The 13661-nt window shown below is 68.5% G+C and carries 8 protein-coding genes; 5 read left to right on the forward strand and 3 right to left on the reverse strand.

Features of this window, described 5'->3' with window-relative positions; translation table 11 throughout:
- The first annotated feature begins 58 nt into the window (after positions 1-58).
- From ATO4_RS06445 to ATO4_RS06465, 5 genes are all read left to right on the forward strand, one after another.
- Entirely contained in the window at positions 59-1216 is a 1158-nt protein-coding gene (locus tag ATO4_RS06445; RefSeq protein ID WP_083590613.1) for a glutathionylspermidine synthase family protein, read from the forward strand.
- A gap of 463 nt (positions 1217-1679) precedes the next feature.
- A complete protein-coding gene (locus ATO4_RS06450; protein ID WP_083590614.1) occupies positions 1680-4505 on the forward strand; it encodes an SEL1-like repeat protein in 2826 nt (941 codons plus the stop codon).
- 121 nt (positions 4506-4626) lie between these two features.
- Positions 4627-5607 carry an alpha/beta hydrolase gene (locus tag ATO4_RS06455; protein ID WP_083590615.1) on the forward strand — a complete coding sequence of 327 codons (981 nt, stop codon included), beginning with the start codon at positions 4627-4629 and terminating at the stop codon, positions 5605-5607.
- 324 nt (positions 5608-5931) lie between these two features.
- On the forward strand, positions 5932-7593 hold the full coding sequence (locus tag ATO4_RS06460) for a DUF882 domain-containing protein (protein ID WP_083590616.1): 1662 nt from the start codon (positions 5932-5934) through the stop codon (positions 7591-7593).
- Positions 7594-9017: 1424 nt separating this feature from the next.
- The gene (locus ATO4_RS06465; RefSeq protein ID WP_083590617.1) at positions 9018-9443 is read left to right on the forward strand and encodes a MucR family transcriptional regulator; all 426 of its coding nucleotides are present in this window, start codon (positions 9018-9020) and stop codon (positions 9441-9443) included.
- Positions 9444-9687: 244 nt separating this feature from the next.
- Here the strand turns inward: ATO4_RS06465 and ATO4_RS06470 are convergent, their stop codons facing one another.
- The 3 genes from ATO4_RS06470 to ATO4_RS06480 all read right to left on the reverse strand — a co-directional run bounded on the left by ATO4_RS06470 (position 9688) and on the right by ATO4_RS06480 (position 13636).
- Positions 9688-10500: an SGNH/GDSL hydrolase family protein gene (locus ATO4_RS06470; protein ID WP_083590618.1), complete on the reverse strand. Its 813-nt coding sequence runs from the start codon at positions 10498-10500 to the stop codon at positions 9688-9690.
- A complete protein-coding gene (locus tag ATO4_RS06475) occupies positions 10497-11690 on the reverse strand; it encodes a phosphoglycerate kinase (protein ID WP_083590619.1) in 1194 nt (397 codons plus the stop codon). Before ATO4_RS06475 ends, ATO4_RS06470 begins: the two co-directional genes overlap by 4 nt.
- A gap of 128 nt (positions 11691-11818) precedes the next feature.
- Positions 11819-13636 (reverse strand): potassium/proton antiporter, encoded by a 1818-nt coding sequence (locus ATO4_RS06480; protein ID WP_083590714.1) that lies wholly within the window; start codon positions 13634-13636, stop codon positions 11819-11821.
- Between the last annotated feature and the right edge of the window lie 25 nt (positions 13637-13661).

Raw genomic sequence — 13661 nt, forward strand, 5'->3', positions numbered from 1 at the left:
GCTTTGGCGGGGCGCCCGCAAGCCGGGCGGGCCCGGCTGTCTCGAAAGGGCGGTTCCGGTGAAGCGCATCGCGATTCCCGAGCGGGAGAACTGGCGCGAGATGGCCGAAAGCGTCGGCTTCGGCTTCCACGAGATGTATGGCGAGCCTTACTGGGTCGACGGCGCGGCCTACGCGTTTTCGCTGGCCGAGATCGAGGAAGCCATCGAGGCGCCGTCGCAGGAACTCCATGACATGTGCATGGATCTCGTCGGCGACGTGGTGCGCGACCAGCAGGCGATGGAGCGGTTGCAGGTCCCGGAGGACATGCGCGATCTCGTCGCCGCGTCCTGGCAGCGCGGCGACAAGCATCTCTACGGCCGCTTCGACCTCGCCTATGACGGCACCGGCCCGGCCAAGCTTCTCGAATACAACGCCGACACGCCGACCTCGATCTTCGAGGCGGCCTTCTTCCAGTACAACTGGCTGACCGACAACGTCGGGCGCGGCGCGCTGCCCGAGGATGCCGACCAGTACAATTCGATCCAGGAGAGCCTCGTCGAGGCCTTCGGGGCGTTCTCCAGGGATCCGATCTTCCACTTCGCCGCCTGGACCGAAAGCGACGAGGACCGCGGCACCGCCGCCTATCTGATGGACTGCGCCGTCCAGGCCGGCCACCGCACCAGCCTCCTCGACATCCGCGACATCGGGGTGGACCATCAGGGTCGCTTCACCGACACCGAGGATCGGGTGATCGACCTCCTGTTCAAGCTCTACCCCTGGGAGGACATGCTGCGCGAACCCTTCGCCAAGCACCTCTCCAGCGCCGGCGCGACGATCGTCGAGCCGGTCTGGAAGACCCTCCTGTCGAACAAGGGCATCCTGCCGCTGCTGTGGGAGCGCCACGCCGGGCATCCCAACCTCCTGCCGTCCTTCTTCGACGGGGATCCGCAGGCCGGGTCGCTGGCCGATGCCGTGCGCAAGCCGCTGTTCTCGCGCGAGGGCGAGAATGTCGAGCTCATCCGGGACGGCGCCAGCGTCGAGGTCACCGAAGGATCCTACGGGGAAGAGGGGTATGTGGTGCAGGGCCTGACCCGGTTGTTCGAGACCGACGGCGCCTATGCCGTCCTCGGCTCCTGGGTGGTCGGGGACCGGGCCTGCGGCCTCGGCATGCGCGAGGATCGCTCGCCGATCACCCGCAACCTGTCGCGGTTCGTGCCGCACATCATCGTCGACTGACGCGGGGGCGCCGCGCGGCTCCGGGTGGCGCGGCGCCTGCGCCGTCGTGCGGCCGTTGCGCAGGCGGTAACCGGTAGAAAGCCGCGCGGCGGTCCGCCGGTGCCGTGGGCGCGCATCGCCCCGGCGGCTTTTCATGACCTTACGGAAAGTTCTTGTCGCTGCAACGCCGCCGGGGTATCACCGTCGGCGGTGCCATCCGTGGCGAGCCGCAGCCGCGCCGTCCGAGAGGACTGGCGGTGCGTGAAAGGCTCGTGGGGTTCGGGCGCCTTGGTCGGCGACGGAAGAAGCGCCTTCGACGTCACATTCGCCGTGTCTGCTTTCGCGGCCGCCTCGACGCTCCCCGAAATTCGTGTCGGGCAGCGGCGACGCAAGTCTACCCGTTGCCACGGGCTGCGCCCATCCGGCGCAGCATCCGCGGCGGCGGGCAGGGGCCAATCATCCACAGTCTTGCGAGCCTCGACCGATGACCATGACGCACCGCTCCCGCCGCCTCGCGCTTCTGGCCGGCGCAGCCCTTCTCGTCGCCGCGCCGGCCCATGCCGAACAGTTGATCGCCCAGGCGGCGAGCGACTGCCGCGAGGCGAAGGACCATTTCGAGATCGCCCGGCAGATCGGGACGCCGGAGGCCTATCAGGCCCATATCGATGCCTTCGGCGCCTGTCCCTATGCCAGTTTTGCCACCATCCTGAAGGGGCAGGTCGAGGCGAAGGACAGCGGGGCCGCCGCTGCTTCCGGAGCCGCCGAGACGCCCCGGCCGGCGCCATCCGATGCCGCGGCCGGCTCGGCCGCCCCGGCGGATGACGCGATGGACGAGGCCGCGGACGGGCCTGCACCCGCCGCCCCGCCCGCCGGGGAGGGCGGCGTCGCCGATGCGCCTTCGCCCGCACCGGGACTTGCGGACGATCCGTTTTCGGACGCTGCGGGCGGCGGAGAGACGGCCCCCGAGCCGGTTGCGATCCCCGATCCGGACATCGCCGCTCCGGCGGTTCCCGCGCCGCCTGCCGCCGGCTCGGCCGCCGCCGGCGACGTCGCGGCGCCCGGGGCGCCGGACGATGCGGCGGGAGCGCCGACCGACGCGGCGACGCTGCTCGCCGATACGCTGGTCGACCGGCTGAACGCCCTGCAGGGCGGGTCGAGCACGAGCGGCCCGAGGGTCCGCTACGATTCCGCCGTCCTCGACAGCGGCGACCTGTTCATCACCAATCTGCGCCTGACGAAGGACGACGGCCAGCCGAACTGGAGCGGCTTCGTCGCCCCCTCGGTGGTGGTCCTGAAGCCGGCGATCGAGGCCGACGGGACGTTCACCGCAAGCTCGATCTTCATGACCAAGACGAGCATCCGGGCGACGGAAGAGAACGGTCCGAACGACCGGGTGGCGACCATCGCCTCGATCTCGATCCTCGACCCGCGGCTCGCCGCCGTGGGCGCGACGCCGGCCAGCGACAGCCTCGGTCCGGTCGACCTGCGGGGGATCGACATCCGCTCGGTGATCGGCTTCGACCCGACAGGCGAGATCCTCAAGATCGCCGCGATCCAGCTGACGACCAACGGCGTCTCGGACGGCCTGCCGCAATCGGCGACCTTCAGCGTCAAGAACCTCGCCTTCACGCCGGAGCAGTTCGCCAGACTGACCGAGAGCCGCGTTGCCGACTTTCAGGAACTCGGCCCGGACTTCTTCGACTTCACCTTCACCACCCTGATGCAGCGCGACACCGCCAAGCGGGACCTGAAGCTGACCGAGGTCCTGGAAGTCGGCAAGGAAGCCAGCCTGACGCTTTCGGTCGCGCTCGCCGAGTTCACGCCGGCGGACGTGCGCATGGTGCTGGCGGCGAAGAACCCGGCGGCGCTGGTCGGCGTCCAGGCCAGCTTCGACGAAGCCGAACTCAACTTCGCCAACACCTCGCTGGTCGACAAGGTGCTGGCCATCGCCGCGCGGCAGCAGAACATCGACGCCCCGCTGTTTCGCGCGGCGATCCCGTCGGCGGCCCGCGACGCGATCGCCAGTGCGACCGGCAACGCGGCGTTGGCCGAGACCGTCGCCAACGCGCTGCGCGCCTTCCTCGACGATCCCCGCTCGCTGCGCCTGTCGGTAAAGCCGCAGGAGCCCCTGCCGATCGTCGGCACGACGTTCCAGATCGCCGCCGCCGCCGATCCGGTCAATGAACTGGCAATGCTGTCGCCGAGCCTGTCGGTCAATGGCGGGCCTGCGGTGCCGCTGATGCCGGCGGTGCCGGCCGATGCCGCCCCGCCCGTGGCTCCCGCTCCGCCTGCGCCTCCAGCCGCCGCGGCCGATCCTGCGCCGGCGCCCATTCCCGACCCGGCCCTCACGCCGGTGGACCCCCTGCCGCTGGTGCCGTCGGCGGATGGCGAGGCGCTCGCCCCCGGGCTGACCCCGCCCGAGGCGCCCGGCGAGCGAACGGCGACGGCGAGCGTTCTCGCCGAATGCGATCGTCTCGCTGCCGATTCCGACGATCTGACCAAGCCCGCCGAGATCCCGGGGGTGAAGGTCCCGGGCGACATCGACGTCGACAAGGCGGTTCCGGCCTGCGAGGCCGCTCATCGCCTGGCCCCGGGGGACGCGCGGATCACCTTCCAGCTCGGCCGGGCCTACCAGGCGGCGGGACGCGCGGACGAGGCGGCGCGGCTCTACGGCGAGGCGGCGGACGCCGGCCAGGCGGTCGCCCAATACGAGTTGGCTCTCGCCTATTACGACGGTCGCGGCGTCGAGGAGAGCCCGGAAAAGGCGGTCGAACTCCTCCAGAAATCGGCGGCCGCCGGCAATGGCTTTGCGAAATACTTCATCGGCATCGAGAAGGTGAACGGCACTTATGTGGCGCAGGACTATCCCGGCGCCTACCAGCTGTTTGGGGAAGCGGCGGCCTTCGGCGTGCCGGAAGCGTTCGTCGAACTGGGCAAGATGGAATATAGCGGCCAGGGCGTGCCCGAGAACTATCCCAAGGCCTACGAGTACTACCGCCAGGCGGCGGAGCAGGACGTTCCGGGCGGCCACTTCTATGTCGGCTTCATGGACGCCTTCGGCGTCGGCGAACCGGGCGCCAGTGTCGTCTCGGCGGCCGAGAACATGATGAAGGGCCTTGCCCGCGGCTATGCGGACGCGGAGGAACTGATCGTCACGGGGAGCGGCCAGATCTTCGAGCCGCCGGTCCGCCAGGCGATCCAGGACTATCTGCGCGGCGCCGGTTTCTATCGTGGCAGGAGCGACGGGGTGTTCGGTCCCGCGACGCTGGAGGCGATCACCGCCTGGCGGGCGGCCGCGGACAAGGGCTGAGTTCGCGCGGGCGTCCCTGCCGATGGCGCCGAAGGGCGAGGATCGCCTGCCGGCCCTACCACGCCGCGCGCATTCGCCTAGCTTTCATCGGCGAACGCAACCCACCGACAGGATGACGAGAATGGCAAAGCCGCGACTGGAGATCGACCCGGAAGCCTTCGACGCCGGGGCCATCGATCCCGAGCTCGTCGCCCAGATCGAGTGGCTGCGCAAGGAGCACCGGCAGCGCCCCGATCCCTGGTCCCTGCCGATCGACAAGGTCCGTCGGGCCCGCAAGGAGGGCAAGGGCATCTTCCCCTACGCCCCGCTCGACAAGAAGGCCGAGACGCACATCCACATCGGCTCGGCGGGCCGGGAAATTCCCGTCCGCATCATCCGCCCCTCCGACGGCGCGACCCGCGGCAGCTTCCTGCATATTCACGGCGGCGGCTGGGTGTATGGCAGCCCCGAGGAATCCGATCCGCGCCTGCGCCGGCTCGCCGACGCGACCGGGCTTACGACGGTCTCGGTCGATTACCGCCTTGCGCCGGAACATCCCTTTCCCGCAGCCCCGGACGACTGCCTCGACGTGGCGGTGGCGCTGGCCAACGGCCACCTGCCGGCGCCGCGCGGCTTTCTTTCGATCGGCGGCGAATCGGCGGGCGCCCATCTCGCCGTCCTCACCCTTGTGCGGCTGCGCGACGAATACCGGCTGCGGCCGTTCGGCGCCGCTCTTCTGGTCGCCGGCTGCTACGACCTCTCCCTGACGCCCAGCGTGCGGGCGGGTGGCGAGGAGCGTCTCGTCCTCGGCGCCGACGACGTCAAGGAGTTCGTGCTGCGCTTCGTGCCGGACAAGTATTCGCTCAAGGACCCGCGCGTCTCGCCGCTCCATGCCGACCTCGCGGGCCTGCCGCCGGCCCGGTTCAGCTGCGGCACCAGGGATCTCCTCGTCGACGACACGCTGTTCATGGCGGCGCGGTGGGTGGCTGCGGGCAATGCGGCGGAGCTGCACCTGACCAATGGCGGTGTCCACGTCTTCGAGGCGTTTCCCTCCAAGGCGGGCGAGCGATCGCTGGGCGGCATGGAAGCCTATCTTCGCGAGCGCATCGACTTCCCCGGGTGATGCGCCGCTCCCGCGTCGGCATTCGATTGGCGTGCTTGCGGGGACGACCGAATGCTCGCGTCGCGTGTTGCTTAGGCGGCGAAAGAAAGGCGCGCGAAGCAACCGACAAAGATTTCTTGTGCGAATCAACGGATTAGCGCAAGCCAGATCCGTATCCTTAATGCCGCATTAACGAATTTTCGGCATGATCGCCGATGAAAACTTGCCTGCTGTCATTTTCATGCCGCAGTTTTAGGCAAGTTCAAACAAAGAGTAAGAGCCGTTCCTGGAACGGGCGCTGCCGGGGGACAGGTGGCGTGGGACACATTCTTAGGGGGATGCCGCATGTTCGGACGAACTGTCGGCGCTGGGCGTTTCGCCTCGCGTATCGCTGCATTGGCCGTCGCCGCACTTCTGGCCGGCGCCTTCACCAGCGAGTCTCAGGCTGAGACGCGGACCCTCAGGTTCTACAATCTCCACACCAAGGAGAAGGCGGCGTTTTCCTACAAGGTCAACGGACGCTACAACTCCTCCGAGCTGAAGAAGATCAACTGGTTCATGCGCGACTGGCGCAAGGCCAAGGCGACGACGATGGATCCGCGGCTCCTCGATCTGGTCTGGGAGGCCTACCGGCAGTCCGGCTCCAACGGCTACATCAACGTCATCTGCGGCTATCGCTCGCCGGCCACCAACGCCATGCTGCGCTCGCGCTCGTCGGGCGTCGCCAAGCAGAGCCAGCACACGCTCGGCCGGGCGCTCGACTTCTACATTCCCGACGTGCCGCTGAAGAAGATGCGCGACATCGGCCTGAAGATGCAGGTCGGCGGCGTCGGCTATTACCCGCGTTCCGGCTCGCCCTTCGTTCACTTCGACATCGGCAACGCTCGCCACTGGCCGCGGATGAACCGGCGCGACCTGCTCGCCGTCTTCCCGAATGGCGGGACGGTGCATGTTCCGTCCGACGGCAAGCCGCTGCCGGGCTACCAGCAGGCGCTCGCATCCTACAAGTCGCGCCGGGGCCAGTCCGACATCCAGGTCGCCAATGCGCGGTCCTCGTCTTCCGGCGGCGGCAAGTCGCTGATCGCGATGCTCTTCGGGGGCGGCGATGCGTCCGAGGCTGCCGAGGACGAGGCGGACGCCGCGGCACCGGCTCAGGCGCCCGCCCGTGCCGCCCCGGCCCCGGCACGCGAAGAAGTGCAGGTCGCCGCGGTCGTGCCGCAGCGCCGTCCGTCCCGCGACCTGCCGAACGGCGTCGCCGTCCCGGTTGCCGACAGCTTCGACACCAGTTCGCCGGCCGCGGCGGGAGCCCCTGCCGCTCCCGCAGCGACCGAGATCGCCGCGCTCGACGTCTCCCGTGTGCCGGTGCCGACCTTCGCCGCCCGCGTTTCGTCCGCCCCGGAGCAGAACTCGACAGAGGTCGGTGCGCTGATCGCAGCGCTTCAGGACGACACGTCCGAGCCGCAGCTCGCCAGCGGCCAGCTCGCCTATTCCGTGCCGACGCCGACGGACCGGCCGAACATCGTCGCCCTCCTCAGCAGCGGCGGCAAGGCGGAGAGCTCCCGCGAGGCCGTCGAGGCGCTCGGCGCGGTGGCTGCCGGCAAGCGCCAGGAGATCGCCGCCATCCTGCCGCAGAAGCGTCCGGCCGTCGCCGAGGCCGAGCGCGAGCCCGCACCCGACCGTGGCCTCATCACGGCATCCTTCCGCGAGCCTGCTCGCCCGCAGCGGGCACCGATCGACGCCGTGGCGAAGTCAGCCTCCGGCGACGAGACCATCGAGGCGGAGATCATCGCCGGCAAGGGCGGCCGTGTCGTGCGCCAGGCGCGCTCGACCGCCGGGTCGCAGCGGGATGGGAGCCAGGTCTCCATCTCGTCGCGCATTGCCTTCGCATCGCTGGTTCCGGCGCCGCGCACCGCCTCTGACGATGGCGCGAGCCGTCCCGGCGGAGATCTCGCCGAGGCGCTTCTCGCCAAGGGCTTCACCCTCACCGGCGTGCGTGTGGCGGACTGACGGGCGCCGCCGCGGGCCGCGAAGCCCGCGGCTCTTGCGACCGACGGCGTGCCCCTGATCCGGACCGAGACCCGGACGGCAACAGGGCTTCGTCCGACCCAGCCCAGCACAGATCCCGGGGCATGGCGGCTCCGGGCGGGCAGGAATGGCAGGCCATCGGCCTCGCGCATAAGACCGTCCTGCAGCAGTGACGCGACCGGCATGACAGCGGATGCCGCCATCTGGACCATGATCCCGAAAAGTGGGAGCCGGTTTCGGGAAAGATCATGCGGCAACAATCAGATGGAGCGGGAGGTCGATCGAAGCCGATCTCATCCCGCTCCAGGAACGCTCGCGGCACGAAACCCGTGTCCGTCTCGCCCGCCACTGTTCGGCGTTTCGCACGTCACCCATGCCAGGGCAGGGGACAGTGGCAGCCGTTTAACGGCAAGACCCAGGGTGACGTTTAACTAAGACGGGAAGCGCGCGGACGAGCCGGCAGAGGCCGATCTCATGCCTCCCGAGCCTTCGCGGCGTGCCATCGCCCGGCGTTCGACCGGTTCATATCTTGTCGCAGGATCCGCCGTGAGAGCGGCGTCGTCGATCTCCGGCCGATGTCGCAAGCCCGCGGCAAATCCGCGCGGGCACGGCGCATCACACGACGCGCGAAGCGCTCCCTCGGAGTGCCTGGCCTGGGAAGGCCGCGCGATTGATGCGCGAGCGTCTCACGATCCGGTCTGACCGATTGGAGGGTCCATCATGCGCCGTGGGCCAGACTCCTGGCGCCGATCCGCCCCGTGGACCGGCTCGGGGCCCTGCGGTGCGACCGGGCTTCTCCGGGCCAGGCCCGTCCGCAAACCGGAGAATCGCAAGATCGATGTCGCTACGCCTGGTCCGCGCAAGGTCAGGCGGTGTTGCGGCAATTCTATCGCTGGCCTCACGCATCGACGATCACCGAATCGGCGATCCATCGCTCCCTCTGCAGCAGTTGACGCTCTCCCTGTTCTTCCCGGCAGTGCCATTGATCGCGTTTCAGCCCGGCGCAATTCTCTCGCAGTCGACGCGCAAGGTACATTCACGCAGCAATCATTTCAGCACGCTCCGAAAGCCAGACATCTTCGCCTCTTCCGGTAGAAATCATCTAACGGTTGTGACAGCTCAGCGAACATGATGTCGTGAGGACGTCGCGTAGTTGGCGCGGAACGACAAGCTCCTCCGGAATTTTGCTTGGCGCTGAACGCTCATTTCGGCGCTTGTTAAGGGGAAAAATCTAAAAAATCAGAAAGGTCCTATTGACAGCAAGTAAAACCACATAAATACAGGTGGCAAGGCACAGCGACGGTTCTCGTGCTCCAGAGCGTTCGCGGAAGGTCGGCAGTGCTTTCAGGCAGACGGGGCCAGACAGCTTGTGACACTGCCTCATATCAAAAAGATCGGGTGATAAATTGGATCAGATCGAGTCCATCGACAACAATGAGATGCTCATGGAGCTTACGGCCGAGGTCGTCGCTGCCTATGTGAGCAACAACTCCCTTCCCGTTTCCGAGCTTCCCGGCCTGATCTCCGACGTCTACGGAGCACTCGGCCGGACGACGACCGTGGCGGCGGCTCCGCAGGCCGAGAAGCCGAAGCCGGCCGTTCCGGTGAAGAAGTCCGTGACCGATGATTTCATCATCTGCCTCGAGGACGGCAAGAAGTTCAAGTCGCTGAAGCGGCACTTGATGACGCACTACAGCCTGACGCCGGAAGAGTACCGCGAGAAGTGGGATCTGGCGCCGGACTATCCGATGGTCGCACCGAACTACGCGGCGGCGCGGTCGCGCCTGGCCAAGCAGATGGGTCTCGGCCACAAGCGTCGCCGGGGTCGGTGATCCCGGGGCGCCCTGGCGTTCTGTGGGACGCGGGATGGGCGCTCCAGTGTCCAACGGCGCATTGAGAGACTTCCGTTCGTCTGTGCGACATTCCGCCAGGCGTAACGACGAGAGACGGATATGATCGGCGGCCCGGCACTTCGCGTGTTCCGGGCCGTCGGCGTGAGAAGCGGTCCGACCGACCAGCCTGCGAGCCCTCGCGGCTCAGCCACGCTCTCACGTCGACGACGCGAGCCTTTTTGGGCTACCGCTTGCCGATGACGTAGTTGACGAGGTGGTTGGCGTAATAGGCGTAGCCCTCGACCGAGGCATGGAAGCCGTCGCGGGAGAAGCCCGCCGGCTCGACCCGGGGCAGGGTGGTGGCGACGATCGCGCCCCGCTCGGCGCAAAGCCGGGCGCCGATCTTGCGCACGATCCGGGCGCGCAGTTCCAGGACATGGGCGAGCCCACGCGGCAGGGCCGGCACGCGCTTCAGATCCACCGGCGGCGACCAGACGATCCGCGCCTCCGGCCATTTCGCCTTCAGCGCGTAGAGGAGGCTGCCGAAGCTCTTCTTGAAGCGCCGGCCGCCGTGGAAATTCTTGGCGTCGTTGGTGCCGATCATCAGGACGATGTGGGTGAAGGCCTCGCGCGGGAGATTGGGCACGACGTGGTCGCGGATCTCGGCCGAGACGGCGGAATTCGCGCCGGCGGCGCGCCAGAACACCGAGAGGCCGGTGAGGGCGGCGATTCGCTCGGCGAGCTTCGGCCCGAGCGAGTCGTCGATGCGGTCGACACCGACGCCGGCGGCGGAGGAATCGCCGATGACCAGAAGCTTCACCTCCGCATCGCCCGCCGTCTCGGCGCCGAGACAACCGCTGGTCCTGCCCATCGGCGGCACCATGCGCAGGACGCGGCGCCGCGTCTGCAGGCCCTGCCAGACATAGACCGGCAGGAGCAGCCAGGAGATCACGCCGGTCTTGAACGAGGCGGCCAGTCCGCCCGGATCGAACTGGTTGGCGAAATCTTCGAAGCTGCTTGCCGGCTCGGCGGAAAAGCGGCCTTGCGGTGCTGTCATCGCTTCAGAACCTCGACGCCTGGCAGGGCCTTTCCTTCCATCCACTCCAGGAAAGCGCCACCCGCCGTCGAAACATAGCTGAAGTCGGACGCCGCGCCAGCCTGATTGAGGGCCGCGACCGTGTCGCCGCCGCCGGCGACCGAGATCAGCTTGCCTGCCCGGGTGAGCTCCGCCGCATGGCGCGCGGCCGCGACCGTCGCCTTGTCGAAGGGCGCGATCTCGAAGGCGCCGAGCGGGCCGTTCCAGACCAGCGTCTTGGCCTTGTCGAGCCACTGATTGACGGCTTCGACGCTTCTCGGGCCGGTGTCGAGGATCATCGCATCCGCCGGCACCGCGTCGACGTCGACCGTCTCGCTCGCAGCGCCCGCCTTGAACTCGCGCGCGACCACCGCGTCGGTGGGCAGGACGATGGCGCAGCCGGACGCCTCGGCGGCCTTGACGATCGCATGGGCCGTCTCGGCGAGATCGTGCTCGCACAGCGACTTGCCGACCGAGATCCCTTGTGCGGCGAGGAAGGTGTTGGCCATGCCGCCGCCGATCACCAGCGCATCGACGCGGGTGACGAGGTTCTGCAACAGATCGATCTTCGAGGAGACCTTGGCGCCGCCGACGACGGCGACCACCGGCCGCTCGGGCTGGCCGAGGCCCTTCTCCAGGGCTTCCAGCTCGGCCTGCATGGTCCGTCCGGCATAGGCGGGCAGGTGGTGGGCAAGGCCCTCAGTCGAGGCATGGGCGCGGTGGGCGGCCGAGAAGGCGTCGTTCACGTAGAGGTCGCCGAGCGAGGCGAGGGCGTCGACGAAGGCCGGCTCGTTGTTTTCTTCGCCGGCGTGGAAGCGGGTGTTCTCCAGGAGCACGACGTCGCCGTCCTGCAGCGCGGCGACCACCCCTGCCGCCACCGGTCCGACGCAGTCTTCGGCAAAGCCGACGGGTTTGCCCAGCATCTCGGACAGGACGGGCGCCACCGGCGCCAGCGACATCTCCGTGTTCGGCTGTCCCTTCGGGCGGCCGAAATGCGCCAGGAGCACGACCCGGCCGCCCTTGTCGGCGATCTCGCGGATGGTCGGCAGGACGCGCTCGATGCGGGTCCTGTCGGTGACGACGCCGTCCTTCATCGGAACGTTCAGATCGACGCGCAGGAGCACGCGCTTGCCGGCCACGTCCGCGTCGTCGAGGGTGTTGAATGGCGTCACGATAGGTCCTCCTTGGGGTGTGGCCAACGATGCGGTGCGGGTCTCTGCGGCGACCCAACGCCATGCCCGCTCTGTCTCGCTGTCGTTCTCGTATCGCTCCGGCAAGGCATCGTCCAGATCAGCCGATCTTAGCGCCGCCGTGAGGAATCCTTCGTCCAGCGGGAAAAGGCGCGGCGCATGATCGCGACCAGGTCGCGCCGGCTGAAGAACAGCGGGATCGCGCTGCCGCGTCCGCTTTCGGGAACGAGCGACAGGCCGGCCGCGACCACGGCGCCGTCGAGGCCGATCTGGCGCACGATCAGCTCGACGGGCGCCGCCGGCACCCTGTCGCCATAGTCCGCCTCGCCGCCGAGCCGCGCCTTCATGAATTCCGAGATCGTCATCGCCTCTTCGCCCGGTTGCAGCCGGATCCCGTAGGCCTCGGCCAGTGCCGCGGCCTTGGCGCCGGGATCGACCGAAAACTCCCCGAAGAACTCCGAATCGTCGGGGCTGAGGTCTGCGGGACGCGCGAACAGCCGGTCGAGCAGCGGCGGATAGCGCGGCGAGATGAACAGGAAGACGTAGTCGCCGGCCCTGAGGCGGCCGGCATACTGATACGCCATCGAGCGGCCCTCGCGGATGACGAGAGACGGCCGGGCCCAGCGCGGGATGCGCTCGCCGCGGGCGACCGGGCTGCCCTCGACGACGCGGTAGGAGAGGAGCTCGTGGTCGGGCGAGCCCGGCAGCTCCAGCTCGTGCTTCTCGATGGCGCCGGTGCGCGGCGGAACGACCAGGCCGAGCCGCCTTGCGACGCTGGCGATGGTCCAGCCCTGGACCAGCAGCGACGTCAGGACGATGATGAAGGCGGCATTGAAGAACAGGCGGGAATCGTCGAGCCCGCCGATCAGCGGCACGATGGCGAGCAGGATCGACACGGCGCCGCGCAGGCCGACCCAGGAGACGAAGGCCATCTCGCGGCGCTGGAAGTCGAAGGGCAGGAGGCAGAGCCAGACGGCGAATGGCCTTGCGACGAAGATCAGGAAGGCGGCCAGCGCCAGCGAGGGCCACAGGATCGCCTCGAACTGGGACGGCGTCGCCAGAAGGCCGAGGATCAGGAACATGACGATCTGGGCGAGCCAGGTCAGCCCGTCCTGGAAGCGCTTGATGATGGCGGCGTTGGACAGCTTGGCGTTGCCCGCATAGAGGCCGGCGACGTAGACGGCGAGGAAGCCCGAGCCGCCGACGGCGCCGACGGCGGCGAACACCGACAGTGCCAGGGCCAGCGTGATGATCGGCAGGAGGCCGCGGTCGATCGTCAGCCGCCGGACCATCGCCACGATCATCGCGCCGCCGATGAGGCCGCCGAGGAGACCGATGGTCATCTGGCCGAGAAGGCCGAGGGCGACGTCGATGCCGACCGCCTCGACCCCGGAACCGGTGCGGATCGTCTCGACCAGCGCGACGGTCAGGAAGATCGCCATCGGATCGTTGGTGCCGGATTCGATCTCGAGCAGCGAGCGGACCCGCTCGCGCACGGTGATGCCGCCGACGCGCAGGAGGAAGAACACTGCCGCCGCGTCGGTCGAGCCGACGATGGCGCCGAGGAGAAGGCCCTCGACCAGCGGAATGGCGAGGAGCCAGGTCGCGGCGAGGCCGAAGAGGATGGCGGTCGCCAGAACGCCGACGGTCGCCAGCGTCAGGGCCGGCGCCGCCGCGAGCCGGAAGGTGGAGAGGCGGGTGCCGAAGCCCGAATCGAACAGGATGACCGCGAGGGCGATCGTCCCGACGAAATAGGCAAGGCCGGCATTGTCGAAATCGATGCCCATGCCGTCGACGCCGGCGAGAAGGCCGATCGACAGGAACAGGAGCAACAGCGGCGCCCCGAAGCGGAAGGCGAGCAGGCTGGAGAAGGCGGCGACCACGATGAGCACGGTCGAGACGAGAATCAGGACATAGAGGGACTCCAGCATATGCTGCGGTCGATCTTTCGGC

This window comes from Aurantimonas sp. 22II-16-19i, assembly GCF_002088275.1.
Taxonomy (GTDB): Bacteria; Pseudomonadota; Alphaproteobacteria; order Rhizobiales; family Rhizobiaceae; genus Jiella.